Annotated in this window: 29 protein-coding genes; 19 read left to right on the plus strand and 10 right to left on the minus strand. The window is 72.6% G+C overall.

What is annotated here, in order from left to right; genetic code table 11:
- Positions 1–387: 387 nt before the first annotated feature.
- Positions 388–1,011 (minus strand): TetR/AcrR family transcriptional regulator, encoded by a 624-nt coding sequence (locus tag RIU97_RS19310; protein WP_404958410.1) that lies wholly within the window; start codon positions 1,009–1,011, stop codon positions 388–390.
- Between the two features lie 126 nt (positions 1,012–1,137).
- Here RIU97_RS19310 and RIU97_RS19315 point away from each other — a divergent pair, with 126 nt between their 5' ends.
- The 3 genes from RIU97_RS19315 to RIU97_RS19325 all read left to right on the plus strand — a co-directional run bounded on the left by RIU97_RS19315 (position 1,138) and on the right by RIU97_RS19325 (position 4,645).
- Entirely contained in the window at positions 1,138–2,076 is a 939-nt protein-coding gene (locus RIU97_RS19315; protein WP_404958412.1) for an alpha/beta fold hydrolase, read from the plus strand.
- 233 nt (positions 2,077–2,309) lie between these two features.
- Entirely contained in the window at positions 2,310–3,635 is a 1,326-nt protein-coding gene (locus RIU97_RS19320; protein ID WP_404958415.1) for a serine hydrolase domain-containing protein, read from the plus strand.
- A 251-nt stretch (positions 3,636–3,886) separates the two neighbouring features.
- Complete coding sequence (locus tag RIU97_RS19325) at positions 3,887–4,645, plus strand: VOC family protein (protein WP_404958417.1); 759 nt, start codon at positions 3,887–3,889, stop codon at positions 4,643–4,645.
- Between the two features lie 9 nt (positions 4,646–4,654).
- Here RIU97_RS19325 and RIU97_RS19330 read toward each other — a convergent pair whose 3' ends face one another.
- On the minus strand, positions 4,655–5,515 hold the full coding sequence (locus tag RIU97_RS19330) for a helix-turn-helix transcriptional regulator (RefSeq protein WP_404958419.1): 861 nt from the start codon (positions 5,513–5,515) through the stop codon (positions 4,655–4,657).
- 173 nt (positions 5,516–5,688) lie between these two features.
- Between RIU97_RS19330 and RIU97_RS19335 the strand changes: the two genes are divergently transcribed.
- Positions 5,689–6,519: an alpha/beta fold hydrolase gene (locus tag RIU97_RS19335; protein ID WP_404958421.1), complete on the plus strand. Its 831-nt coding sequence runs from the start codon at positions 5,689–5,691 to the stop codon at positions 6,517–6,519.
- On the opposite strand, the gene RIU97_RS19340 is transcribed toward RIU97_RS19335, so the two are convergent.
- On the minus strand, positions 6,503–7,390 hold the full coding sequence (locus tag RIU97_RS19340) for a YhjD/YihY/BrkB family envelope integrity protein (protein ID WP_404958423.1): 888 nt from the start codon (positions 7,388–7,390) through the stop codon (positions 6,503–6,505). The genes RIU97_RS19335 and RIU97_RS19340 overlap by 17 nt on opposite strands.
- Before the next feature lie 165 nt (positions 7,391–7,555).
- Here RIU97_RS19340 and RIU97_RS19345 point away from each other — a divergent pair, with 165 nt between their 5' ends.
- Entirely contained in the window at positions 7,556–8,767 is a 1,212-nt protein-coding gene (locus RIU97_RS19345; protein ID WP_404958425.1) for a DUF2254 family protein, read from the plus strand.
- Positions 8,764–9,363, plus strand: coding sequence for a potassium channel family protein (locus tag RIU97_RS19350; RefSeq protein WP_404958427.1), 600 nt, complete (start codon positions 8,764–8,766; stop codon positions 9,361–9,363). The genes RIU97_RS19345 and RIU97_RS19350 overlap by 4 nt, the downstream gene beginning before the upstream one ends.
- A 57-nt stretch (positions 9,364–9,420) precedes the next feature.
- On the opposite strand, the gene RIU97_RS19355 is transcribed toward RIU97_RS19350, so the two are convergent.
- The 3 genes from RIU97_RS19355 to RIU97_RS19365 all read right to left on the minus strand — a co-directional run bounded on the left by RIU97_RS19355 (position 9,421) and on the right by RIU97_RS19365 (position 11,652).
- A complete protein-coding gene (locus RIU97_RS19355; RefSeq protein WP_404958429.1) occupies positions 9,421–9,846 on the minus strand; it encodes a hypothetical protein in 426 nt (141 codons plus the stop codon).
- Between the two features lie 124 nt (positions 9,847–9,970).
- Positions 9,971–11,341, minus strand: coding sequence for an FAD-binding oxidoreductase (locus tag RIU97_RS19360; protein WP_404958431.1), 1,371 nt, complete (start codon positions 11,339–11,341; stop codon positions 9,971–9,973).
- Positions 11,342–11,406: 65 nt separating this feature from the next.
- Positions 11,407–11,652: a hypothetical protein gene (locus RIU97_RS19365; protein WP_404958433.1), complete on the minus strand. Its 246-nt coding sequence runs from the start codon at positions 11,650–11,652 to the stop codon at positions 11,407–11,409.
- A 207-nt stretch (positions 11,653–11,859) separates the two neighbouring features.
- Here RIU97_RS19365 and RIU97_RS19370 point away from each other — a divergent pair, with 207 nt between their 5' ends.
- The gene (locus tag RIU97_RS19370) at positions 11,860–12,600 is read left to right on the plus strand and encodes a PP2C family protein-serine/threonine phosphatase (RefSeq protein ID WP_404958435.1); all 741 of its coding nucleotides are present in this window, start codon (positions 11,860–11,862) and stop codon (positions 12,598–12,600) included.
- Positions 12,601–12,637: 37 nt separating this feature from the next.
- Here the strand turns inward: RIU97_RS19370 and RIU97_RS19375 are convergent, their stop codons facing one another.
- Both RIU97_RS19375 and RIU97_RS19380 read right to left on the minus strand, forming a co-directional pair.
- Positions 12,638–13,126: a hypothetical protein gene (locus tag RIU97_RS19375; RefSeq protein ID WP_404958437.1), complete on the minus strand. Its 489-nt coding sequence runs from the start codon at positions 13,124–13,126 to the stop codon at positions 12,638–12,640.
- Positions 13,114–13,635, minus strand: a complete 522-nt coding sequence (locus RIU97_RS19380) for an RNA polymerase sigma factor (RefSeq protein ID WP_404958439.1) — start codon at positions 13,633–13,635, stop codon at positions 13,114–13,116. The genes RIU97_RS19375 and RIU97_RS19380 overlap by 13 nt, the downstream gene beginning before the upstream one ends.
- 407 nt (positions 13,636–14,042) lie before the next feature.
- Between RIU97_RS19380 and RIU97_RS19385 the strand changes: the two genes are divergently transcribed.
- From RIU97_RS19385 to RIU97_RS19400, 4 genes are all read left to right on the plus strand, one after another.
- Positions 14,043–14,246: a cold-shock protein gene (locus tag RIU97_RS19385; protein WP_030011983.1), complete on the plus strand. Its 204-nt coding sequence runs from the start codon at positions 14,043–14,045 to the stop codon at positions 14,244–14,246.
- Positions 14,247–14,612: 366 nt separating this feature from the next.
- Positions 14,613–16,139 carry a DEAD/DEAH box helicase gene (locus tag RIU97_RS19390; protein WP_404958442.1) on the plus strand — a complete coding sequence of 509 codons (1,527 nt, stop codon included), beginning with the start codon at positions 14,613–14,615 and terminating at the stop codon, positions 16,137–16,139.
- A gap of 74 nt (positions 16,140–16,213) precedes the next feature.
- Positions 16,214–16,522 (plus strand): SCO5918 family protein, encoded by a 309-nt coding sequence (locus tag RIU97_RS19395; protein WP_404958444.1) that lies wholly within the window; start codon positions 16,214–16,216, stop codon positions 16,520–16,522.
- Between the two features lie 24 nt (positions 16,523–16,546).
- Positions 16,547–16,918, plus strand: a complete 372-nt coding sequence (locus RIU97_RS19400) for a hypothetical protein (RefSeq protein WP_404958446.1) — start codon at positions 16,547–16,549, stop codon at positions 16,916–16,918.
- Positions 16,919–17,034: 116 nt separating this feature from the next.
- On the opposite strand, the gene RIU97_RS19405 is transcribed toward RIU97_RS19400, so the two are convergent.
- On the minus strand, positions 17,035–18,072 hold the full coding sequence (locus RIU97_RS19405) for an alpha/beta hydrolase family protein (protein ID WP_404958448.1): 1,038 nt from the start codon (positions 18,070–18,072) through the stop codon (positions 17,035–17,037).
- 68 nt (positions 18,073–18,140) lie between these two features.
- Here RIU97_RS19405 and RIU97_RS19410 point away from each other — a divergent pair, with 68 nt between their 5' ends.
- The 4 genes from RIU97_RS19410 (at position 18,141) to pucL (ending at position 22,320) form a co-directional block, all read left to right on the plus strand.
- Positions 18,141–18,731, plus strand: coding sequence for a GNAT family N-acetyltransferase (locus RIU97_RS19410; protein WP_404958450.1), 591 nt, complete (start codon positions 18,141–18,143; stop codon positions 18,729–18,731).
- Positions 18,732–18,841: 110 nt separating this feature from the next.
- Positions 18,842–19,669, plus strand: coding sequence for a PaaX family transcriptional regulator C-terminal domain-containing protein (locus tag RIU97_RS19415; RefSeq protein ID WP_404962880.1), 828 nt, complete (start codon positions 18,842–18,844; stop codon positions 19,667–19,669).
- A gap of 144 nt (positions 19,670–19,813) precedes the next feature.
- Complete coding sequence (locus tag RIU97_RS19420; protein WP_404958452.1) at positions 19,814–21,163, plus strand: aspartate aminotransferase family protein; 1,350 nt, start codon at positions 19,814–19,816, stop codon at positions 21,161–21,163.
- A gap of 239 nt (positions 21,164–21,402) precedes the next feature.
- Positions 21,403–22,320, plus strand: coding sequence for a factor-independent urate hydroxylase (pucL, locus tag RIU97_RS19425; protein WP_404958454.1), 918 nt, complete (start codon positions 21,403–21,405; stop codon positions 22,318–22,320).
- Between the two features lie 6 nt (positions 22,321–22,326).
- Here pucL and RIU97_RS19430 read toward each other — a convergent pair whose 3' ends face one another.
- Complete coding sequence (locus RIU97_RS19430) at positions 22,327–22,845, minus strand: histidine phosphatase family protein (RefSeq protein WP_404958456.1); 519 nt, start codon at positions 22,843–22,845, stop codon at positions 22,327–22,329.
- A 188-nt stretch (positions 22,846–23,033) separates the two neighbouring features.
- Here RIU97_RS19430 and RIU97_RS19435 point away from each other — a divergent pair, with 188 nt between their 5' ends.
- The 4 genes from RIU97_RS19435 to RIU97_RS19450 all read left to right on the plus strand — a co-directional run bounded on the left by RIU97_RS19435 (position 23,034) and on the right by RIU97_RS19450 (position 25,147).
- A complete protein-coding gene (locus tag RIU97_RS19435; RefSeq protein WP_319721557.1) occupies positions 23,034–23,249 on the plus strand; it encodes a CbtB-domain containing protein in 216 nt (71 codons plus the stop codon).
- Between the two features lie 42 nt (positions 23,250–23,291).
- Positions 23,292–24,041, plus strand: a complete 750-nt coding sequence (locus RIU97_RS19440) for a CbtA family protein (RefSeq protein ID WP_404958458.1) — start codon at positions 23,292–23,294, stop codon at positions 24,039–24,041.
- 21 nt (positions 24,042–24,062) lie between these two features.
- A complete protein-coding gene (locus RIU97_RS19445; protein WP_319721555.1) occupies positions 24,063–24,305 on the plus strand; it encodes a hypothetical protein in 243 nt (80 codons plus the stop codon).
- A 242-nt stretch (positions 24,306–24,547) separates the two neighbouring features.
- Positions 24,548–25,147 (plus strand): hypothetical protein, encoded by a 600-nt coding sequence (locus RIU97_RS19450; protein ID WP_404958460.1) that lies wholly within the window; start codon positions 24,548–24,550, stop codon positions 25,145–25,147.
- Positions 25,148–25,247: the final 100 nt, after the last annotated feature.

Below are 25,247 nucleotides of genomic sequence, written 5' to 3' on the forward strand. Positions count from 1 at the left end.
GCTGCTCGACCGCTGTGACAGCATGTGAGGCAGGTCACTTCACGGGCGTGGGCCCGTGGGGTCCGGGTGCCCGACCGTCGGACTCCCTCCACGTGAACCTGGCCGAACTGGCCGCCATCGCCGAGCCCGTGGACACGGGACTGCCCGATGTGGACGTGCGCGCCGCATCCAACTGGACGCGGTGAACGCGGTCGCCACGCCGGCCGACGGGGTCGCCGTCGGGGCGGGTGCGGGGTGGCGAGGAACGCAACGCCTACGTCGCCCGTGAGGTCCTCCCCCGGTTCGGCCGCGTGCAGAGCGCCCTGGCCGGGGGCCGGTCTACGGAACGCAGGAGGAGTTCGACGCGTGGATGCTCGACGGGTCGCCCGATGAACCCCCGGCCCGCGCTCACGGGGCCCCCGGGCCCGCGGCAGGGGTGAAGATCCGGTCCAGGTGGTGTCGGAGTACCGCGAGGGCCGACTCCGGGCTCCGCTGGCCCACGAGGATGCTGGTGCCCATGGTCGCCGTCATCGCGAGCAGGCTGATCGCCTCCGTGCGCGCGTCGATGCCGGCATCGGCCAGGCCGGACGCCTTGGCCTGTTCGAGCAGGCCGGTCAGGGCGTTCTCGGCGGCGTCCGGGTTGTCGATGAAGGGCTGGGCGGCCAGCGCCTCGTCGGTCACGGACAGGATCGAGTAGGAGCTGTAGAGGAGGTGGAAGGTGCGGCCCTCCTCGTCGGTCGGCAGGGAGGCCAGCAGCAGCGCCTCGATCGCCGCGCGCGGGCCCGGGTCCGGGCCCGCGGCGGCCAGCCGGGCGCCCACCCGCGCGGTGAAGCGGTCGGTCAGGTGCTGGAGGCCGTAGAAGAGCAGCTTCTCCTTGGTCTCGAAGTAGTACTGCACGAGGCGGAGGGACACCCCGGCCTCCGCGGCCACGTCCCGCATGCCGACCGCATGCAGCCCTCGCCGCCCCGCGACCTGGATGAGCGCCTCGGCGATCTGGGCGCGCCGTTCCTCGTGGTCCACGCGCTTCGGCATCTGCCGGTGTCTCCGCCCCGTCGGTCGAATTCGCGGTCCGGGCTCCCCGGACGCCTTCATGGTACCGCCGTACCATGATCGTGGTACAGTCGTATCACGAAGAACGATTCTTCCCGGAGGTGCCCCGTGCCCGAGAACACGACCCGCGTGCGCCGTGACGTCGGCCGCTACGTGAACGACGAGCTGCGCGACCGCTACTTCGCCGCGAGCGACGCCGTCTACGCCATGGGTGCGCCCGCCCGATCCGAGACGGACGTCGAGACCAGCTTCGGCACCACGCACGTCTACCGGTACGGCCCCACGGACCCGGCGGCCGAGTCCCGCACGCCGGTCGTCCTGATCCACGGCGCCGGCTACTGCTCCGCCATGTGGTACCCCAACACCCCCGCGCTCAGCGCCGAACGCCCCGTGTACGCGCTCGACACCCCCGGCGACGCCGGCCGCAGCGTCCACCGCGAGCCCATGTGGCAGCCGGAGCGTGCCGCCCAGTGGCTCGACGAGGCACTCGACGCCCTCGGACTCGACCGGGTCCACCTCGTCGGCTCCTCCTACGGCGGCTGGCTGGTCCTGAACATGGCGCACCGCCGGCCCGGACGGCTCGCGTCGGTCACCGCCCTCGACCCCGGCGGCCTGGAGAAGGTGGGCCTGCGCTTCTTCGCCTGGGTCTTCGTCAGCCTCTTCGCCAGCTTCGCCCCCAAGTCACTGCGCCCGCGCCTGGCCTCCTGGCTGGAACAGCCGGTCATCGCCGTTCCCGAACTGCGGACGTGGATCCACGCGGGCGCCCGGGCCTTCCGGATCCGCCGCCCGGCACCGCTGCCCCTCGCCGAGGACGCGCTGCGCTCCATCCGGACCCCGCTCTACCTGATCATGGGCAAGCGCAGCCTCCTCGTACACCCGCAGCGGCAGCTGGAGCGCGTACCGCGGCTGGTCTCCGGGGCACGCGCCGAGATCATCGCCGCGACGGGCCACGGCCCGCAGATCGACCACCCCGACGTGGTCAACGCCCGGATGCTGGGCTTCATGGAGGACGTCGACTCCCTGGACCCGGCCGAGGTGCAGGGCTAGAAGCCGAGGTGCAGGGCCGGAACCCGAGGGCAGGGCTAGAACCCGAGGGCCCGGACCCGGCGGGCAGGCCCCGGCCTCCCGCCCGGCCCTGCCCGTCGACACGGTGCCCACGGCCCCCCGACGGTAAAATGCGACGGGTAGTCCGTTTCACCCCTTCACCCCTTCGGCCCTGAGCTTCCCGCTCCCCCTGGCCGCGAAGCCGGACCGCCGAGCACGAGGGCTGTGATGCCCGCATGAGGAACTCGCGCACCGCCCGCCGCACGGCCCTGGTGGCACCGTGCGCGGCCCTGCTGATCGCGGGCTGCGTCCTGCAGCCCGGGGCGAGCGCCGCGGCGCTCTCCGATCCGTCGGCCGCGCCCCCGCCCTCGCCGACGGCGACGGCGACGGCGGGCACCTCCTCGGCCCCCACGCCGTCGCCGCTGAACCCCATCGATCCGGCCGCGTTCCAGTCCGCCGTGCAGCGTGCGGCGGAGAAGATGACGGTTCCCGGCGCGGTGGTCCTGCTCCGCACTCCTCAGGGGACCTTCCGGGCACTCGTCGGCACGACCGAGCTGGGTACGAGCACACCGCCCACCACGGGCGACCACTTCCGGATCGCCTCCAACACCAAGACCATGACCGCGGCGCTGATCACCCTGCTCGCCCAGGACGGCAGACTGCGGCTGAGCGACCCGGTGTCCGCCTATGTCGCCGGCGTGCCGAACGGCGACCGCATCACGATCGCCCAACTGCTGAAGATGCGCAGCGGGCTCTACAACTACACCAACGCGCCCGAACTCTCGGCGTCCCTGGACGCCGACCCGGGCAAGGCCCGGACACCGCAGGAGATGCTGGACATCGCGTTCAAGCGCCCGCCGAACTTCGCGCCCGACGCCTCCTACGAGTACAGCAACACCAACTACGTCCTGCTGGGCCTGGTCGCCGAGAAGGCCGGCGGGCGCCCCCTGACCGAGCAGTTCCGGGACCGGCTGTTCGCCCCGCTCGGGCTGAAGGGCACCTCCCTGCCGGCCGTCGACGACACGTCCCTCCCGGACCCGTACGCGCACGGCTACATGTACGGCGGAACGGCGTACGCCCTGATCGACCAGCCCTACCCCGCCGACGTCCAGGCGGCGGCCCGTTCGGGAAAGCTCCAGCCGGTCGACTACACGCACCAGAACCCCTCGTACGCCCACGCCGCCGGCGGCGCCGTCTCCACCCCGGACGAGCTGGCCACGTGGATCCGGGCCCTGGTGACGGGCAAGGTCCTGAACGCCTCGTTCCAGCAGCAGTGGCGGGGCAGCCCGCAGGCCGAGGACCCGGCCGCGCCCGACGGACAGAAGTACGGGTACGGCATCGCCTACCAGCGCTTCGGTCCGAACTCCGCGATGTACTACCACGGCGGCGAACTCCCCGGCTTCAACTCCTTCATCGGCCACGACCCGGACAACGACGTCACGCTCGTGATCTGGACGAACCTGACCCTGTCGCCCGAGGGCCGCACCACCGCCCAGGCCCTGCTGCCCACCGTCCTCAACCAGATCTACGCCGGCCTCTCCCTCCCCACCGGCACCGGGTAGGCCCGGGGTCGGGCCGGGGTCGGGCCGGGGCGGGGTCCGTCCGGGTGCCCGTACGACGTGTCGCCCCGGGGGCGGCCGGAGACGGTACGAGGATGTAGCCCGACGGAATGCGCCCGCGCACCTACGCGCCGTCCCCGGGGTGGCCAGGACCACCGTGGGAGGGGCTCCTGGGGGCGCACCAGCGGATGGGGTGGACAGGCGTGTCGACATCGAGTCACGAAACGTTCGGCGCGCCCTGCTGGGTCAGTCTGATGGCCCGTGACCCCGGCGCGTCGCAGGCGTTCTACGGTGCGGTCCTCGGCTGGCAGTTCGGATCGGCCCGGGTCGGGGAGGGGTTCACCGTCGGCTTCAGCGACGGGGTCCCGGTGGCCGGCATCGGCGCCCTGCCCCCGGCGGTCGCGGCCCCCGTCGCCTGGACCCCGTACTTCGCCGTGGACGACGCCGACGTCACGGCCGCCCGCATCCTCGAACGCAGCGGAACCGTCGCCGTCGGCCCCCTGGCCTTCGGCACCGGACGGGCGGCGCTCGCCTCCGACCGCGACGGGGCGGTCTTCGGGATCTGGCAGGGGGAGGCCATCCCCGACTGGGACATGGACGGGGAAGCCGCTCCGGCCTGGCTCGAACTGCGCACCCGGGACGCCTTCGACGCCGCCATCTTCTACGGCGAGGTCCTGGAATGGGCCTGCGGACAGACCGGCTGCTGCGAGGTCGCCTACGTGGAGGAGAACAACCGCATCCAGCTCCGCCACGCGGGCCGGACGGTGGCCCGGCTGCACGGCGGAACCCTCGCGTCGGCCCCCGACCCGCACCTGCGGCCCCACTGGCACGTCCACTTCCGGGTGCCCGACGTCGAGACCGCGGTGAAGGCGGCCACCGGGCTGGGCGGCAGCACGGTCCCCGCGACCGACGCCGTGACCGGCTCCGGCCTCTTCCCCCACGAGGTCACCCTGCGCGACCCCGACGGCGCCCTGTTCGGCATCGTCGGCCCGGCCGGCCGCGGCCGCTCCTGACCGGCCGGGTCAGCCGGCCGGTGTGAACTGCTCCGTGCCGACGACCCGGAGGAGGGCGAGGCGGTCGGCCGTGTCCGTGCCGGGCGGGGGCGTGAGCAGGACGAGCCGCTGCTCGCCCTCCGGGGCGAGCAGCACCTGGCAGTCGAGGTCGACGGGGCCGACGACCGGGTGGATCACCCGCATGCGGCTGTGGCGGCGGACGGCGACCTCGTGCAGCTCCCACAGGGCGGTGAACTCCTCGCTGGCGCCGCGCAGACGCTCCACCAGACGGGTGGCGGCCGGGTCCGCGGCCCGGCGGCCGAAGGCCGCCCGCAGGTCCGCGACGTGGACCCGGCTGTACTGCTCGTGTTCCTCGGCCGGGTACGCGTCCCGGGCGGCCGGATCGGCGAACCAGCGCCAGATCACGTTGCGGCCGTGCTCGGACACCGTGCACACCCCGCCCAGCAGGGAGCGGGCCATGTCGTTCTGGGCCAGGACGTCGCCCAGGTCGCTGAGGACCTGCGCGGGAGTGCCGGACAGCTGGTCCAGCAGGTGCAGCAGACCCGCGCTGACCTGGTCGCCGGCGACCCGTCCGGCGGGCGGGCGGTGCCCGGCGAGCAGGTACAGGTGGTCGCGCGCGTCGTCACCGAGCCGCAGGGCGCGGGCGAGCGCGGACAGCATCTGCGGTGACGGCTGCGGGCCCCGGGCCTGCTCCAGCCGGATGTAGTAGTCGGCCGACATGCCCGCGAGCTGGGCGACCTCCTCGCGCCGCAGCCCGGGCGTGCGCCGCCGGGGGCCGGCGACCAGACCCGCGTCCTGCGGGCGTACCCGGTCGCGCGAGCGGCGGAGGAAGTCGGCGAGTTCACGGCGGTCGATCGTCATGTGGATCATCCTGCCGGACGCCTCCGGGCCGTAACCAGGGATCGCCGGTCCCAGGTTCAGCGGGGCTCTGCCGCCCCGGGCAGCGCGGCGGCAGTGTGGGCGGAGCCGGAGCGAACACCTCCCCGGCACCCGCCGAAACGCACCGCAGCGCACCGCTGCGCACCGCGTCAGAAGGAGAAGCCATGTCCACCATCACCATCACCACCGCCACCACCGTCGCCGCCACCGTGAGCGTCGCCGGCGCCCAGGTCTCCTACGAGCGCTCCGGTTCCGGTTCCGGCCCCGCCCTCGTCCTCGTCCACGGCACCGGCTCGGGCGGCTCCGCAGTGAACTGGGGCCAGACCCTGCCCCGTTTCACCGCCAGCCACACCGTCATCACCCCCGATCTCTCCGGCACCGACCGCACCACGGACGACGGGGCCCCGCTGACCGTGGAGGGTCTGGCCGCGCAGGTCATCGCCGTCATCGAGGACGCGGGCACCGGCCCGGTGGACCTGCTCGGTTTCTCCATGGGCGCGCCGGTGTCCGCCGCCGTCGCGGCGCTCCGCCCCGACCTCGTCCGCCGCCTGATCCTGGTCGCCGGATGGGCCCACACCGAGGGCGACGAGTACCTGCGGAACCTCTTCACCCTGTGGAAGCAGATCGGCGTCTCCGACCCGGCCGCCTTCGGCCGCTCCGTCGCCATGACGGGCTTCAGCCGCGGCTTCCTCAACTCGATCGGCCGCGAGCAGGTGGAACTCCTGATCCCCAACATGCCGGCCACCCCCGGCACCCTGCGCCACGTCGACCTCGACACCCGCATCGACATCCGCGGCCTGCTGCCGCGCATCCAGGCCGAGACGCTCGTCATCGGCGCCACCCAGGACCTCACCGTCCCGGTGGAGAACAGCCGCGCCCTGCACCGCGCGATCGCGCACAGCACGTACGCCGAGATCGACGCCGGACACGTCGCGTTCTTCGAGAAGGAGGACGAATTCGTCGCGCTGATCAGCGGGTTCACCCTCGCCCCGTGACCCCGTCTCCTCCGGAGGCCCCGGCGTCGCGGTCCGGCAGCGGGGTACCGAGCCGGCGGGCCGGCAGGGGCTCACAGGCCACCACGTACCCGACGGCGATGGAGAGCGTGAGGACGATGAACAGCACGATCAGCCAGGACATCAGGGCGAAGACCGACCCGAGGCTGCCGAACTGCCGCATGCTGCGCTCCACGGCGTGCGGCATGTAGATCCTCGACACCATGGACAACAGCTGCTCCCCCGTCCCGGCCAGCACCGCGCCGGGCAGCAGCGGCAGCCACGGGATCCGGGCGCCGAGCAGCAGGTGCTGGGTCCACCACCACAGCAGCGTGCCGCTGACCACGGCGAGCAGGAAGCCGCCGACCGGGCCGGCGCCGAAGGCGCTCTGGACCGGCCCCTGGAAGAGCAGTGCGCTCAGCCAGACGAGGAGCCAGGCCAGCCACCGCCAGGCCGCGAGCCGGGCCTTGGCCTTGGGCAGGTGCCAGGAGCGCTCGCACGTCATCTGCAGGGCGCGGCTGCAGGCGGTGGCCGACACCAGTGTCACCACGACGCCCACCGCGCCGGTGCTCGCGGTGGCGGTGGAATCGGTGGCGGAGTACACCTGACGCACCTGGTCCAGGGCGGCGTTCTGGAGCCCGAGCGTGGCGCGGATGGACGAGACCAGCTCCTGCTGGAGCCAGTCCGGTGCGAGGGCGCCGATGACGAAGAGGGCCGGCACCGCGCCGAGGAAGGCCTGCGCGGCCAGCCTGAACGCGCAGTCCAGGACCTTGACGCTGGCGAGCTGTTCGAGGAGCCGGGTCAGCAGCGGTGTGTGCTTGCGCATCCAGGGGGGCAGGCGGAGCCGGCGCGCGGTGGCCTCCGGACCGGACACGGTGCACTCCTCACGGGGATGGTTGCCGACGTCGGTGACCACCCTTCCACGAGAAAACACCGACAGCGCATATCCGGCATTTCGCCGCCCGGCCCCGTCACTCCCGTGATTGCATCCCTCCCGTAACCCGCAACACGTGACCGTGACCGCGAGGGGGCGAGCCGCATGTTCCAACGGCCGACGCGCGCGATGCGCCGGGACGTGACCCAGCTGATCTGCGCGCTCGGCGGTCTGGCGCTGGGGCTGGTGGCCCCCATGGCCGACGTGGGACCCCTGGTCGAGGCCTCGCGCGTCGCGACCATGCTCTTCACCGTGGGGTTCGGCGTCATCAGCCTGGTGAGCATCATCTACTCGATGCTGTTCCTGGTCGTGCAGTTCTCCGCCAGCACGTTCACCCCGCGCCTCGCGTTCTTCCGTGACGAACCGATCGTGTGGCGCGCCTTCGCCTTCGCCGTCGGGGTCTTCGTCTTCTGCGTCGTCGCGGGCCTCGCCATCGGCGCCCGCGACCAGGTCTCGGCCCTCCTCCCCTGCGCGGCGATGGTCCTCACCCTGGTCGCCCTCACCCTGATGAGGTCGCTGCAGACGAAGGCGTTCGACTCGATCCAGCTCGCCCACTCGCTCACCGCGATCGCCGCCCGCGCGCACCTGTCGTACGACGGCCTGTACGTGCGGCCGTACGCTCCCGGCCGCACCGCCGCGGCGCCGGCCCCGGGGACCGGACCGGCCGGGAACGGCACCACCTCCACCGTGCGCTGGTCCGGGCCGGCGACCGTGATCCAGCAGATCGACGTACCCGTCCTCGTGGCGGTGGCCCAGCGGCACGACTGCGCGATCGACTTCCGCGTCACCCCCGGCCGGACCGTCTCGCGGGGCATGGCCCTGGCCGAGGTGACGGGCGCCGAACTGCCCGAGGAGGTCCTGCGCGAGGCCGTGGTCACCGGTGTGGAACGCACCTTCGACCAGGATCCCGAACTGCCGTTCAGGCTCCTGGTCGACATCGCGCTGCGCGCGCTCTCCCCCGCCGTCCACGACCCGGCGACGGCGGTGGAGAGCATGGACCGCCTGGAGGACCTGCTCACCCGGCTCGCCGACCGGGAGCTGGACTTCGGCCGGTTCGCCGACGGGGCGGGCCGGGTGCGGGTGACGGTGCCCGTCCCCGACTGGGAGCAGTACGTCCGGACGGCCTGCGACGACATCGCCGTCGCCGCCGCGGGCTCCCCCATGGCCCTGCGCCGGCTGCGCGACCTGCTCGGCCGGCTGCTGGAGCGGAGCCCCGAGGACCGGCGGGCCGTCGTACGGGAGCGGCTCGCATGGGCCGAGCGCACGGGGAGCGCCGCGTACCCGCTCATCTGGACGCCGCGCGAGGAGTGCTCATGAGCGAGGAGCGCCGGGACGCCGCCGCCCAGGACCGCCCGAGCCCCGTGGACCCCACCGCGACACCCCGGGAGCGCCGGCGCGTCCTGCTGGGCTGCGTGCTCCGCTCGGCGGCCTCGGTCGTCCTGATCACGGCGCTGTACTACCTGGCGCCCCTGGACGGCGAGATCGTTCTGCGCACCCTCGTCTCGCTCGTGCTGGGCCTGGGCCTCTTCGGCTGGCTGGTGATCAGGCAGGTCAGCGCCGTCGCCCGTGCGCGGTTCCCCCGGCTGCGCGCCATGGAGGCGCTGGCCACCGCCGTACCGCTGTTCCTGGTGATCTTCTCCGTGACGTACTTCCTGCTCGCCAAGGAGGTGCCGGGCACGTTCTCGGAGTCGCTGAACCGGACGGACGCCCTGTACTTCACGGTCACGGTGTTCGCAACCGTGGGATTCGGGGACATCGCGCCCGTCACGGAGACCGGCCGCGTGCTGACCACCCTGCAGATGGTCGCCGACCTGCTCCTGGTGGGCGTGATCGCGAAGGCGCTCTTCGGCGCGGTCGAGATCGGGATCCGCCGGCGGGGTTCGGGGCCCGGCGCTCCGGACGGCGACGCGTGAACGTACGGCGCGGGACCCCGGCCGGGGGGCCGGCCGGGGTCCGGTTCGTTCACGCCGTCAGCAGCGGGAACCGGTGGAGGCCGCCGCCGTGGTCTCGTCCAGCTTCTGGATCTGCGGCTGCAGCTGGGTGAGGGCGTCCTTGCCGGTCGTGTCGCCCGGCAGGTCCTCGTAGCCCTTCTTGAGGTTCTCGGCGGCGGACTTCACCGCCTCCCGCTCCGCCTCCTTCAGCTTGCTCAGGTTCTCCTTGACCCCGTTCCAGTCCTCCTGGACGGCGTCGTAGGCCTCCTTGACCTGGTCCTTGGTCGCGGTGGCGGGGTTCAGGGCCTTCAGCTTGGCGTTGTCGGCCTTCAGCGCGGTCAGATCGGTGCAGAGGTCGGCCGCGGCCTCGGTGGCCTCCTCCTCGGGCGAGGGGTCGTCGGAGCAGGCGGAGAGACCGAAAACCGCGCTGACGCAGAGCACACCGATCACCGGGAAACGCTTCATGGGGGCCTTCCTCAGTCAGACAAACCGGATGTACGGGATCTTCTGGTACGTCTGACAAAATATGCAGATCCCATGACATTCCGCATCCGCATGACTCCCGGCCGCTGCCGCCGTCGTGCCGCCGCTACGGCTTGATGTTCTGGTTCAGGTGGAACAGGTTCCCCGGGTCGTAGGTCCGCTTGACCTGGGCCAGCCGGTCGTAGTTGCCCTTGTAGTTGGCCCGGATGCGGTCCTGGTCGTCGTCGGCCATGAAGTTGATGTAGCCGCCCTCCTCCGAGTGCGGGGCGGTGGCCTCGTAGTAGTCGCGGACCCAGGCGATGTTGGCCTCGTTGTCGGCGGGGTCGGGCCACATGCCGGCGATGACGGTGGCGAACGAGGCGTCGCGGTAGGCGTAGGCCGTCGCGTCCGGGGCGACGCGGTGGCAGGCGCCGTTGACCGGGTAGATGTGGACCGTCGAGTTCACGGCGGGCAGGCCCGGGGCGTGCTGCAGGTGCGCCGCGATCGCCTCGTCGGTCAGCTCGGTCACGAAGTTGGCCTTCCAGTAGTACTGGAGGCCGGGCGGTACGAGGGCGTCGAAGGCACTGTTGAGCGCCGGGTACGGCATGGGGCCCACGTGCTCCGCGACCACCGGCGCGAAGTCGTGGAAGGCCTCCAGGGCGCGCGGCCCCTCGTCGAGCGGACCGGACCAGCACGCCACGATCAGCGCGAAGGGTTCGCCGTGCCGGTCCTCCGGGATGAACGGGAGCGGCGGGGCGATCTGGAAGGCCGGGAACCCGCCCAGCTCCTCCGGGGCGTCGGCGATGTGATCGGCGAAGGAACGCAGGACGGTGGCGGCGTCCTCCAGCTCGAAGAGCATCGGCCCGCCGTAGATGTCCTTGACCGGGCCGAGCCGGTACTCGAAGGAGGTCACCGCGCCGAAGTTGCCGCTGCCGCCGCGCAGCGCCCAGAAGAGGTCGGCGTTCTCCTCCTCGCTCGCCACGACCAGCTGGCCGTCCGCGGTCACCACATCGGCCGAGATCAGGTTGTCGCAGCTCAGGCCCATTCCGCGGCACAGGTAGCCGATGCCGCCGCCGAGGGTGAGCCCGCCGATGCCGGTGGTCGAGATGATCCCGCCGGTGGTGGCCAGCCCGAAGGCGTGCGTCGCCGCGTTGAAGTCGCCCCAGGTCGCGCCGCCCTCCGCGCGCGCCGTCCGGCGCGCCGCGTCCACACGGACCCCGCGCATCCCGGACAGGTCGGCGACCACGCCGTCGTCGCAGGTGCCGAAGCCGGGCACGCTGTGCCCGCCGCCGCGCACCGCCAGGTCGAGCTCGTTCTCGCGGGCGAAGTCGACCGTGGCCATGACGTCGCCCGCGTTGGCGCAGCGCACGACGGCGGCCGGCCTCCGGTCGATCATGGCGTTGTTGACCTTGCGTGCCTCGTCGTAAGCCGCGTCGTCGGGCGTGACGACCGCCCCGCGAACCCGTTCGCGCAACTGGTCGATCGAGAGCTTGCCCATGGCCATCGCTCCTCGTACCTGGTGGCTTGAAGCTGGTCCCCGCAGCCGGTCCTCAACGGTCCGCGCTACGGCTGGAGGTGGCTGAAGCCCACCTCGAAGTGTTCGACGGAGACGATCCGCTGGCCCTCCCGCTGCGCCGTCTCCTCGCGGATGCGGGCGGCCTGATCCTCGCTGTCCCGCATGGTCCGCTCGTCCTCCCACAAGGTCAGCGACTTGGCCTCCCCCGTGGCCCGGTCGACGAGGTAGTAGACGCCCCGGAACCCGGGAACGTCCTTGACCTGCCGGACGACCGCCTCCGAACTCGCGGTCACGTCTCCCCCCGCGGGGACCGGTGATCCCTGGTAGGTGCTCAGCCTCGCGAACATCTCCAGTCCTTCCTGACCGGGCCGCCGGTCGGCGAACAGGCGGCTCCAGGACCAGGGTGCTCCGGCGGGACGCGCCCCGCATGCCGGGACGGCGCGACAATGGTGGTGAGGTACACGTCTGCCGTTGCCGTTGCGGAGAGGCGGGTCATCGACGTGCCCTACATAGCTGTGACCGCCCTGAGTCATGTCGGGCTGGTGCGCGAACGCAACGAGGACAGCCTCGTCGTCGGCCCGTGGACGCTGTGCGGGACCGTGACCCAGAACCCCCAGACCCTGCTGTTCCCCTTCGGCAGACCGCTCGTCGTCGCCGTCGCCGACGGGCTCGGCGGCCAGCCGGCCGGCGAAGTGGCCAGCGAGCTGGTCGTACGCCACCTCTCCTCGCTCGGGCCCGAACTGGACGGCGAGGGCGCCCTCGGTGACGCACTGCGCCGCTGCAACCACGCCGTGCACTCGGCCACCGACGGCCGGCCGGACCTGACCTCCATGGGGACCACGATCGCCGGGGCCCTCGTCCTGGCGGAGTCGCTGGTGGTGTTCAACGTCGGCGACAGCAAGGTGTTCCGCGCGGCGCCGGACGGCCTGCACCAGGTCAGCGTGGACGACAGTCCGCCGCCGGCCCCCGGGCACCGCACCACGTCGGCCGTGACCCAGACCCTCGGCGGCAGCCGCGGCTACCACTCGATCGTGCCCCACATGGCCGCGTTCGAGCTGACCGAGGGCGACCGCTACCTGGTGTGCAGCGACGGGCTCACCGACCCGGTGCCCGACGAGGAGATCGAGGACCTGCTGCGGGTGCACGACGACGGCAGGGCCGCCTTCGAGCTGTGGCGGGCCGCCATCGACGCCGGCGGCCCCGACAACATCACGCTCGCGCTGCTCCGCATCAGCACGTAGGACCCGCCACGGCCGCGTGCTCTCGCGTACGTACGTCTCACCCGCCCCCCGGAGCCGCCAGCTGGTCCGTGAACCGCTGCAGCGCCCTGGCGCCCAGCGAGGACATCAGCGGGTGCAGCACGCGGCCGGCCGGCCGGATGCCCGGCAGGCGCAGCCCGCCGAAGAAGGCGAACCGGGTGCCGTGCCCCTCCGCCACCGCGGCCATGCCGCCCACCACGAACCGGCTCTGCATGAGGCACCAGCCCGGCCGCAGCACGACGTCGAAGCGCGCCCGCAGGCCCAGCGGGCTGCGCGCCCGGGCCTCGAGGCGCTCGCCGGCCGCCGAGGTCACGGTGAAGGAGCCGATGTCGGTGATCATGACGGGCAGCTGGTTCTCCAGGTCGGAGGCGAGCGCCCAGACCTGCTCGAAGGGAGCGTCGATCAGCTGCTCCGCGAAACCCGTGCCCGGTGTGCTGCGTGCGATGACGCGCAGCCTCCGGACGGCGTCGAGTTCGGCGACCGGCCAGGAGTCCTTCAACGTTCCCACGCCTTCCGGAAGTTGCGGCGGGCTCGGAAGAGCCGGGTCCGCACGGTGGGTTCGGGCACGCCGAGGAGCGCGCTGACGGAGCGCTCGTCCAGCCCTTCCAGGTCCCGCAGGACCAGGACGGCGCGGTGGGCCGGGGAGAGCCGCTCCAGTACGTCGCGCACGTCGGCGGCGAGCTGCGGATCGTCGCGCGCGGGCACGTCCTCCAGCGGGTCCGGGACCACCCGGGACGCCGCCCGGGCGATGCGGACCGCCTCCCGTACGGCGATCACCCGCGCCCACCCGAACAGGGCGGCCGGCTCCCGGAGCTGGCCGATGCTGCGGAAGATCACGATCAGCGCCTCCTGCGTGGCGTCCGGCCCGTCCTGCAGGGCGATGGGGCCGCACAGCCGCCCGACGTAGGGGGCCAGCAGGTCCAGCAGCCCCTGGGTGGCCAACGGGTCCCCGCGCTGGGCGGAGCGCACGAGGGCGGCCAGCTCGGCCGCCGTCACGGTTCGCCGGGTCCGGTCCACGGGATCCTCACGGCTTCCTCCTCCTCGGCGGGGTCTCGGCAGGGAAGAGGGGGCCGACCGGCCGAACATTCCGCATGACCTGCATCACATCGTGCGCGGCTCCGGCCAGGGAGACAGGCGTTTATACGATTTTCAGGCGTGAATTTCTGTTCCCGCGGATGCAGAATTTCGACAGACCTGCTACAGGAAAAAATGTACGCCCCTGATGGCACCCCCCGTGCTACTGTGATGTCAGTTGCAGTTGTGGTTCCCAAAAACTTACAAGTGCTCTCACCTGATTTTCGGTGGGCGCACTTTTTATTTCCGGCGCATGCAGTGAGATTTGCACATTCCGGTCGGGGCAATCATCGCGGCGACGCCGGGCTCGCACAGTGCGGTCCCGGGCACTGCCCCAAAGGAGAATTCATATGGCATCTGGCACCGTGAAGTGGTTCAACGCGGAAAAGGGCTTCGGCTTCATCGAGCAGGAGGGCGGCGGCGCTGACGTCTTCGCCCACTACTCGAACATCGCCTCTTCTGGCTTCCGTGAGCTTCAGGAAGGCCAGAAGGTTACCTTCGACGTCACGCAGGGCCAGAAGGGCCCGCAGGCCGAGAACATCGTTCCCGCCTGACGCTGACGCGTACACGCAGCTGAGGCCCGCACCTTGGGGTGCGGGCCTCGGCGCGTTGCTTTTTACCCGCTCACGCCCTGTCGGTCCCCGACGGCCCACTGAGCGGCGGGTGACGGCGCTCGGCGCCCGCCCGCCTCATGTCCGGCCGGGCGGAAGTGTCTCCCCCGACGCACCGCCCCACCCCCGCCCCGCACACCGTCGGCCGTATCCCGGCTCTCCGACGCACGGCGCGGCACCCTCTCCACGACGAACCGGCCCGCCCTTTCCGGCGTGGCACGGCTCCGTCCCGTCTTTTCTTCGGCTCGTTCTCGCGAATCCCCCTGCCCGGGAATTCCTCGATACGCGCCGCATCGAGGAAGGTTCTGCATGAACCGCACCACTCGCACGAACGACCGCTCCTCCCGCGCCCCCCGCAAGGGCGGCTCCGCAGGCTTCGGCGGCTCCGGCGGCTCCGGCCGCGGCAGCCGTTTCGGCTCCTCCGCCCCCAGCCGCTCCGGTGGCTCCGGATACGGCGGCTCCGGCCGCTCCGGCTACGGCGGCGGCAGCCGCCGCCCCGCGGCCCTCCAGGGTGAATTCGCCCTCCCCGAGACGATCACTCCGGCGCTGCCCGCCGTCGAGGCCTTCGCCGACCTCGACATGCCCGAGCAGCTGCTGGCCGCCCTCGGCTCCGAGGGCGTGAGCGTGCCGTTCCCGATCCAGGCCGCCACCCTGCCGAACTCCCTCGCGGGCCGTGACGTACTGGGCCGCGGGCGCACCGGCTCCGGCAAGACCCTCGCCTTCGGCCTCGCGCTGCTGGCCCGTACGGCCGGACAGCGTGCCGAGGCCCGGCAGCCGCTGGCCCTGGTCCTCGTCCCGACGCGCGAGCTGGCGCAGCAGGTCACGGACGCCCTCGCCCCCTACGCCCGCGCCATGAAGCTGCGTACGGCCACCGTCGTGGGCGGCATGCCCATCGGGCGGCAGGCGAGCGCGCTGCGCGGCGGCGCCGAGGTCGTCGTCGCGACGCCCGGACGGCTCAAGGACCTCATCGACCGTGGCGACTGCCGACTGAACCAGGTCGCGATCACCGTCCTGGACGAAGCCGACCAGATGGCCGACATGGGCTTCATGCCGCAGGTCACCGCCCTGCTCGACCAGGTGCGCCCCGAGGGCCAGCGGATGCTCTTCTCCGCCACCCTCGACCGCAACGTCGACCGGCTGGTGCGCCGCTACCTGACCGACCCCGTCGTGCACTCCGTCGACCCCTCGGCCGGCGCGGTCACCACGATGGAGCACCACGTGCTGCACGTGCACGGCACCGACAAGCACGCGACGACCACCGAGATCGCGGCGCGCGAGGGCCGGGTGATCATGTTCCTGGACACCAAGCACGCCGTCGACCAGCTCACCACCCACCTGCTGAACAGCGGCGTACGGGCCGCGGCCCTGCATGGCGGGAAGTCGCAGCCCCAGCGCACCCGGACCCTGGCCCAGTTCAAGACCGGGCACGTGACGGTGCTGGTGGCGACCAACGTCGCGGCGCGCGGGATCCACGTCGACAACCTCGACCTCGTCGTGAACGTGGACCCGCCCACGGACCCCAAGGACTACCTGCACCGCGGCGGCCGTACCGCCCGCGCCGGCGAGTCCGGCAGCGTCGTCACCCTGGTCACGCCGAACCAGCGCCGCGAGATGACCCGTCTGATGGCGGCCGCGGGCATCGTCCCGCAGACCACCCAGGTCCGCTCCGGCGAGGAGGCACTGAGCCGCATCACCGGCGCCCAGGCCCCCTCCGGCATCCCGGTCACCATCACCGCGCCGCAGGCGGAGCGGACCGGGCGCAGCCCGCGTTCCTCCCGCGGACGGCGCAGCCGCCCCGCCCAGGAGCGGCGCCGCTCCATGGGCATGGCCGCCTGACCCGGGCTCCGTCCCGCCCCGTACCGCCCGCGTCCCGTCCGCTCCGCTCCGCTCCGTCACGTCTGTGAGGCATCATGCGCTTCGTCATCGCCCGATACCCCTTCGACCTCGAGAAGAGCGAGGTGGAGGAGAAGATGAAGGGCGTCAAGGCCGAGCCCGTCACGGGAGCGTCCGTGATCATCAGCCGGCGCACCTACCCCGTCAAGCAGGTCGGTGAGGTCATCACCCGGCAGGACCGGCGCGACTTCACGGCGGCCGAGGTGACCCGGGCGCTGACCCGCCTCGGCTTCACCTGCCGCGACCTCACGGTCCCCGTACCGGCGCCCGCGCTCACCCCGCTCCAGGAGGCCTCGGCGCTCCTCGGAAGCCCGGCCGATGCCTGACGGCGCTTGCTAGAGTCGCTGTCCATGTCGATCCCTGACGACCTGCTCCTCGATCTCGCCGCCATGGTCGAGTCGGAGCAGACCAATCAGATGTCCCTGACCGTCGTGGTCCACGGTGCCGTCATCACGGGCCGGCTCGCCCCCGAGAGCGTCTGGCGTCAGCGGGTGGCCGAGGTCCTGCGGGACTCCGACCAGCTGGGCCCGTTCGCCGAGATCTTCAGTTCCGCCGGCCGCGGTGACAGACAGACCGCGGCGGCTCCCTCGCACCTGCACTTCCACGTGGCGCGCATCCTCCAGGGCACCCTGGGCATCCCCGAGACGGGCGGGATGTACCGGATCGCGGTGAGGGACGTCAGCGCGTGGACCGTCGGAGACTTCAGCTACTCCGACAAGTAGGCCCTGTCACGGCGCGTTCCGGCACGTGCCGCAATGCCGTAAGACGGCCCTCGCGTTCGTTCGCGGGGGCCGTCTTCCGTTGCAAGCGTCACTTGCACGAAGCGCCATCCGGCACATCATCGCCAACTGCCGCCCGGCAGTTCCCGCAGGAAGCGCTCCTGGTCGGCGAGGAGGCCGGGCGGGAAGAGGGCGCGCGGGGCGAACACGGCCGTCAGGCTCAGCCGCCAGGAGGAGCGCTCGAGCGGGGTCCGGAGCAGCGAGTGGGACGCCCCCGGATAGCGGCGGACCGTGAGCGTGCCGGGCGCGAGCAGGCTCCGGTACGCGGCCTCGGTCTCGGCCCCGTCCACGTTCAGGTCGTCGGCGCCGGAGATCAGCAGCACCGGGACGGCTCCCCTGGCCCGCATCGCCCGCAGGTCCGCGGTCGCGTCCGCGGTGTGGTTGCGGCTGATGAACGACCAGCGCTCCGCCGTGAGTTCCCGGTCGGCTCCCGGACTCGCGCGGTACTCCTCGTACGCGGCTCCGCGCCGCAGCAGCGCCAGGGTCTCCTCCCGGGTGCGCAGGGCGGCCGCCGTGCGCTCGGCGCCGGCACCGGCCGCGCGGAGTTCGGCGCGGAGGTTGTACTCGCCCTGCCGCTCCCAGTTCACGGCGGTGCCGACCGCGATGACGAAGCGCACCCCGGGCTCCGGGGCCCGCGCGACCACCTTGGGCAGCACCCATCCGGCCTGGCTGGCCCCCCACAGGCCGATGCGGGCGGCGTCGATCTCGGGCCGGGTACGGGCCGCCCAGGCGAGGGCGTCGGTGGTCTCGCGAGCCCGGTCGTCCATGGTCTGGCCGAGCCAGTCGGCGGGTTTGTCGAGGGAGAGCGAGGCGTATCCGGCCCGGGCGAAGGCCTCCCAGTAGGGGCGGTAGAAGCCGTCGTGGGTGGCGTCGACCTCGCCGTCGCCGTGCACGAGGACGACGAGCGGGAAGGGGCCGGGCCCCTTGCCGGCGGGGGTCGCGAGCACGCCGGGCAGGTCGTGGCCGGCGGCGGGGACGGTGACGCGCTCCTCGCGCAGGCCGTAGTCGTGCTGCCAGAGGACGAGGCCGGCGAGGCCTGCCGCGAGGAGGGCGGTGGTCAGGAGGAGGAGCAGGGCGGTGCGGAGCGTGCGGGACACGGTACGCCTCTCTGGTCTATCGAATTTCAAACGATCGTAACTTGAATGAGCGTATTAGACTCGTGCGTATGACGACATTGCTGCGCGAGGTGCCCGAGGGCGCCCAGGAGCGGGTGGCCGAGCTGTACTGGGAGGCCTTCGGCGGGAAGCTGGGCACCGCCCTCGGCCCTCCGGAGGCAGGGCGGCGGTTCATCGCGGCCCACCTGCACCGGGACCGGGCCGTGACCGCCCTGTCGGAGGACGACGGCCGGGTGGTCGGCGTGGCGGGCTACCAGCTGGCCGGGCGCGGCCTGGTCGGCGGCGACGCGGCCGCGGTCAGAGCGGCGTACGGGCCCGTCCGGGGCCTGTGGCGGGTCTTCCTGCTGGCCCTGCTGGAGCGCACCCCGGCCCGCGGCGAGCTGGTCATGGACGGCATCGCCGTGGACCCCGGCGAGCGGAGCCGGGGCATCGGCGGCCTGCTGCTGCGGGAAGTCGAGGCGATCGCCGTGGAACAGGGGTGCCGGCGGATCCGGCTCGACGTGGTCGCCGATAACCCGCGGGCGCGGGCACTGTACGAACGGCACGGTTTCCGGGCGGTACGGGTGCAGCGGACGCCCTGGCTGCGCGACGTGCTGGGATTCGGGGGCGTGACGACGATGCAGAAGGCGGTGACGCGGTGAGCGGTACGGATGGCGCGGTGGACGGCATGAGCGCAGCGGGCGGGACGGGCGCCGCGGGCGGGACGGGCGCCGCGGGCGGGACGGGCGCGGCAGGCGGGATTCCCACGCGGATGGTCGTGCACGCGCTGGTCCGGGAGGACGGAACGGTCGAGGGCGGCGAGCTGTACGAGGTCGCCGGGCTGCTCGGGATGACCGACCAGCAGGTGCGGCTGTGCGTGAAGCGGCTGGTGACCGAGGGGCGGTTCACGGTGGCGGGGCGCGGCCGGCGGGCCGTGCTGCGCCTGACGGGGGCCGCGGGGCCGGCGGGCGCGGCGGGGCCGGGGCTGCCGCTCGTACCGGAGGTGGAGTTCGTCCGGCACGCGTACCGCCAGGACGGGGGGCTGGAGCCGTGGGACGGGGTCTGGCACGCCTTCGCCTTCGCCGTACCGGAATCCGCGCGGGCCGCACGGGACGCCCTGCGGGACACGCTGACCGCCCTGGGGGCGGCGCCGGTGCAGGGCGGCCTGTATGTCACGCCCAACGCCATCGGCCCGTACGTGCGGGCCCGGGCGGCGGAACTGGGCCTCCCGGAATCGCTGAGCTGCCTCAGCACGCGCGATCTGGCGGTGGGCGGCACCACGGACCCGCGGGCGCTGGCGGCCCGCCTGTGGCCCCTTCCGGAGATCGCCGCCCGCTACGAGGCCCTGCACGCCCTGGCGAGCAGGGAGGCGGGGGCGGCCGAAGGGCCGGTGGCGGGCCTGGCGCGGGCCGTCGCGCTGGCGGCGGCCTTTTCCGCGGCGATGGTCCCGGATCCGCTGCTCCCGCCGGAGCTGCTGCCGCAGCCGTGGGCGGGGGCGACGGCCCGGGCGGCGGCGGCCGCGGCCTGGGACCGGCTCGCCGGCGCCGCTCCGGCCGACGGCCCGCGCCTGTTCCGCCTGTACGGCGAGGCCCTGGCCTGACGCCGGGCCCGTCTCCGGCCGGATCCCGGCCCGAGACGGGCCCGCCTCCGGCCGGACCCTGGCCCGGCCTTCGCCGGGCGTCACGCGGTGGACACGGTGGGCGACCCCCGCCGTGTCCACATCCTGGACAACTACGCTCGCTTCATGAACGCAGAAGCCGACGCCCTCGCCACCGTGAAAGACGCTGACCGGAAGCACGTCTTCCACTCCTGGTCTGCGCAGGAGCTCATCGATCCGCTCGCCGTCGCCGGTGCCGAGGGGTCTTACTTCTGGGACTACCAGGGCAACCGCTACCTCGACTTCTCCAGCGCCCTCGTCTACACCAACATCGGCTACCAGCACCCCAAGGTCACCGCGGCCATCCAGGAGCAGGCGGCCAGGATGTGCACCGTCGCGCCCGGCTTCGCCGTAGACGTGCGTTCCGAGGCGGCCCGGCTGATCGCCGAGCGCACCCCGGGCGACCTCGACAAGATCTTCTTCACCAACGCCGGGGCCGAGGCCGTGGAGAACGCCGTCCGCATGGCCCGGCTGCACACCGGCCGGCCCAAGGTGCTGTCCGCGTACCGCTCGTACCACGGCGCCACCTCCACCGCGATCAACCTGACCGGCGACGCCCGCCGCTTCGGCAACGACTCGGCGACCGCCGGCGTCGTGCACTTCTGGGGGCCCTTCGCCTACCGCTCGCCGTTCTACGCGGCCACGGACGCCGAGGAGTGCGAGCGGGCCCTGCGGCACCTGGAGGACACCATCGTCTTCGAGGGCCCGCAGTCCATCGCCGCGATCATCCTGGAGACCGTCGGCGGCGCCCCGGGCGTCCTGGTGCACCCCGACGGCTACCTGGCCGGCGTGCGCGCGCTCTGCGACCGCTTCGGCATCGTCTTCATCCTCGACGAGATCATGGTCGGCTTCGGGCGCACCGGCCGGTGGTTCGCCTCCGAGCACTGGGACGTCACCCCCGACCTGATCTGCTTCGCCAAGGGCGTGACCAGCGGCTACGTACCGCTCGGCGGCGTCGCCATCTCGGCCGCCATCGCCGAGACCTTCGCCCGCAGGCCCTATCCGGGCGGGCTGACCTACTCCGGGCACGTGCTGGCCTGCGCCGCCGCCGTGGCGACGATCAACGTCATGGAGGAGGAGGGCACCGTCGAGCAGTCCGCCCGCACCGGTACGGACCTGCTCGGCCCCGGCCTGCGCGCGCTGGCCGAGCGGCACCCGTCGGTCGGCGAGGTCCGCGGCCTCGGCACCTTCTGGGCCCTGGAGCTCGTACGGAACCGGGAGACGCGCGAGCCGCTGGTCCCGTACAACGCCGCCGGGGCGGACAACGCGCCGATGGCCGAGTTCGCCGCCGCCTGCAAGAAGGGCGGGCTCTGGCCGCTGGTCGCCGGCAACCGCATCCACGTCGCGCCGGCCTGCAACATCGCGCCGCAGGACGTGGCCAAGGGGCTGGAGATCCTCGACCAGGCCCTCTCGGTGGCCGACGCACACACGGTCTGAGCTGCCGAAACAGGCGGTCGCCCAATCCGTGGGTGCCTGTCTTGGATGTTCCGCGCCCTTACGAACACCACGTGAACGTGCTGAAATCCGAACAGAGCACCTACGGACCGGGATGCACGTCAGTCCCGGGGCGGTCCTCCGTGACCGAACGGCGGGGAGCGGGCCTTCCGCTGGACGCCGGGCGTACGGGATCCAGTCAGCACGTCAGCCGGACTCCGTGTACCCGAAGGAAGACAGCCATGAGCAAGCACGTCCTGGCACAGAACCAGTACGGCAAGGCCGAGAACCGCATCGTCAAGGTCACCCGCAAGGGCGGCGACGGTTCATGGCACGAGATCCGCGACCTCAACGTCTCGGTCGCGCTCCGCGGAGAGTTCCGCGACGTCCACCTCACCGGCAACAACGCCAACTGCCTGCCGACCGACACCACCAAGAACACGGTGTACGCCTTCGGCAAGGAGCACGGCATCGACTCCCCCGAGGCCTTCGGCGTCCTGCTCGCCAAGCACTTCGTCTCCTCGCAGCAGCCGATCCGCGAGGCGCAGATCCGCATCGAGGAGTACGGGTGGGACCGCATCCCGGTCCCGACGCGCAAGGAGCAGCACTCCTTCGTCCGCAAGGGCCAGGAGGTGCGCACCGCGCAGATCACCTACAGCGAGACGACGGGCCTGCAGGTCATCTCGGGTCTGAAGGACCTGACGGTGATGAACTCGACCAACTCCGAGTTCCACGGCTACATCAAGGACAAGTACACGACCCTCCAGGAGGCGTACGACCGCATCCTGGCGACCAAGGTCACCGCGCGCTGGGCGCACTCGGCGCTGGCCGCCGACGACTCCTCGTACGACTGGGACCAGGCGTACAAGAAGGTCCGCAAGAACATGCTGGAAGCCTTCGCGGAGACGTACTCGTACTCGCTGCAGCAGACCCTGAACCAGATGGCCGAGCGCGTGCTCGACAACTGCCCCAAGGTCAACGAGGTGCGCCTCAACCTCCCCAACAAGCACCACTTCCTGGTCGACCTGGAGCCCTTCGGCCTCAAGAACGACAACGAGGTCTACTTCGCGGCGGACCGGATGTACGGCCTGATCGAGGGCACCGTGCACCGCGACGGCGTGCAGCCGGTGATCGCCACCTCCGACTGGATCGTCGCCTAACGCCCGTCACGAGGGCGTGCTGGGCCCGGACCGCGTCGCGGGGTCCGGGGCGAAGCGCTGCGGCAGCCCCTGACCGGGCTCCTCCGGCTGGCCCACGAGCAGGTTCCAGCGCCCCGCCCGCCCCGTGAGGGTGGTCACCGATTCCGGCCGCACGTCCAGCCGCCAGAAGGCCGCCGCGGGCAGCTCCAGGGCGTACACCACGGCCGCCCGTACGACGGCCTGCTCGACCGTCATGCGGTGGGTACCCGCGGTCAGCCCGGCCAGCTCCGCCCCGACGCGGGCGATCAGCGCGTCCACGGACTCGCCGCCCGGTGGCGCGTACCCGGGCTCCGTCATCCAGGCCCGCAGGGCCGCCGGGGCCTCGGCGGCCACCTCGTCCAGGGTGCGCCCCGCCCACTCCCCCGTGTCCAGGCCGCGCAGGCCCTCGTACCCGGGGCATGGCCTCGCGTGACCGAAGCGGCCCTGACGGGCGGCCGTGTCCAGTGGGAGCCTGGAAAGACGGACACGTATCAACGGGGTCTTCATAAGGGGAGCGTAAGCGCGGTACGGTCCGGACGAGACAACTGCATGACGACGGAACGACGGAAGCACCGGTGAGAATCCGGCACGGTCGCGCCACTGTGAAACCTCCCGGAGGGGGAGGCAAGTCAGACCCGTCACCGTCGTCGCGAGCACCACTGACCGGGACGCGTGTTCCCTCTGGAGGTTCTGCCATGGCCCACTCCGCCGCGCCTACGACGAACGCCCCCGCCATTGCCCCGATCTCGCTCTCCGCGCTGGCCCCCTGGGCCGTGTTCGTCGGGATCCTGATGCTGGTCCTGCTCTACTTCGTCGGCGCCGAGCAGGGCGCCACCGCGCTCTTCGAAGGCGAGACGATCCACGAGTGGCTGCACGACGGCCGCCACCTCCTCGGTTTCCCCTGCCACTGATTCCCCTGCCACTGACCTCCGTCTCCGCAAGGGAACCGAACCATGAACGTTTCCCCCCGCACGCTGCTCGTCAGGGGCATGCTCGCCGGTCTGCTGGCCGGTGCGGCCGCCTTCCTCGTCGCGTACCTCCTCGGTGAATCCAAGGTGGACGCGGCGATCGCGATCGAAGAGGCCGCCGCGGCCGGACACGACCACGGCGAGGAGGCTCCGGTCAGCCGGGCCCTCCAGGCCACGGCCGGCCTCGGCACCGGCGTCCTGCTGTACGGAGTCGCGCTCGGCGGCATCGCCGCGCTCGTCTACTGCTACGCGCTGGGCCGCATCGGCCGCTTCAGCCCGCGGGCCACGGCCGCGCTGGTCAGCGCGGCCCTGTTCGTCACCGTGACCCTGGTGCCGTTCTTCAAGTACCCCGCCAATCCCCCCGCCGTCGGCGACCCGGAGACCGCCGGGCGGCGGACCGCCCTCTACCTCCTGATGATCGCCCTGAGTGCGCTGCTGGCGGCGGGCGCGCTGATCCTCGGCCGGCAGCTCGCGCCGAAGCTCGGCAACTGGAACGCGTCGATCGTCGCCGGCGCCGCCTTCGTCCTGGTCATCGGCGTCTCGTACGCCGTCCTGCCCGGGATCAACGAGGTCCCGGCGGGCTTCCCGGCCGCGCTGATCTGGGACTTCCGCCTCGCGTCCCTGGCCATCCAGACCGCACTGTGGACGACTTTCGGCCTGGCCTTCGGCTATCTAGCCGAACGGGCCCTTGCGCCCGCCTCCCCGCCCAAGGAGGCTGTGCAGCCGACGAGTTGACCACGAGGGGGCCGGTAGTACATGCCGACGGCGATCAGGGAATGGCGAGGCTGGACGGGCGCCGCCCCGTTCTGGCTGAACTCGTTCCTGCTGCTCCTGGCCCCCTGCTGCGCGGTCACGCTGTTCGGCCAGATCGGCATCATCGCCGCGCTGGCCGCCCTCGGCGGCCTGGCCCGCCACCTCTGGTACGGCGACTACGGCCACCCGGCCGTGCACCTCGCCGCCGTCCTGATGGGCGCGGGCACGGCCGCCGTCGTCATGTGAGGCCGCGGCCCGGCGGCGCCGGGGGAGGACGCGTGCGTGCCGTCTCACCCGTTCGGGGGCATCCCTCCCGCTCCCGGCGCAGGGCCGGCGCATCCGTCGCGAGCTGGGGAAACGCGCCGATCCCGGGCCGACACGCCCGTGACGCCTCGTCAGTCCCCCGTGTTTCACCGGGTGCCGACGGGCAGAGGAGGTGTCCACTGCTCACATGACCCGGCCGCCCGTGCCGGACAGGAGGGATTCCCATGCCCCGCGCCCAGTGGGTCGTCGCCTCGCTGACGGTGGCTCTGTTGTCCACCGGCATCGTGGTGTTGCAGCGGACCGAGGGCGCCAAGCCCGCAGCCGTGACCACCGACGACGCGCTGCCCTCGCGGGCGCTGGGGCTGTCCGGACACCGCAGGCTCGTGCGGGAGCTGGAGCAGTCCGGCCAGCACGCCCCCGGCCGGGGGGAGCGGTCGCCGAGAACCGCCGCCGGGCCGCTGCGAACGGTCACCGGACCCCTGCGGGCGGCGCGGCCGCTGCGGTTGCGGATCCCGAGCCTGGGCGTCGACGTGCCGTTGACCGGCGACCGCGACGAGGTCTCCTGGGACGCCGACGGTCCCGCGCCCGGGGCGGCCGGAACCGCCGTGGTCACCGGAGAGGGGCTGCGCCTCGGCGAGCTGCGGCGGGGCCGGACCATCGAGATCCCCCGCGCGGACAGCCGTACGGCCGTGTTCACCGTCGTACGGGTCTCCCCCGGCGGGACCGCCGCCCGCGAGGATCCGGCCGGCCGGCCCCAACTGCGGCTGCTCGGCGGCGAGACCGCCGTGCTGGCCCGGCTGACCGGGCAGCGCCGCACCCGCTGACCCGGCCCCGCAAGCCCGCTGCCCCGCGCCCGGTTCGCCTCCCCAACCCGCCCCCTACGGCCGTCTGTCAGCCGTGGGGGGTGTCTTCGTCCTCCGGTCG

The organism is Streptomyces sp. 147326 (assembly GCF_045000215.1).
In the GTDB taxonomy this organism is placed as follows: Bacteria; Actinomycetota; Actinomycetes; order Streptomycetales; family Streptomycetaceae; genus Streptomyces.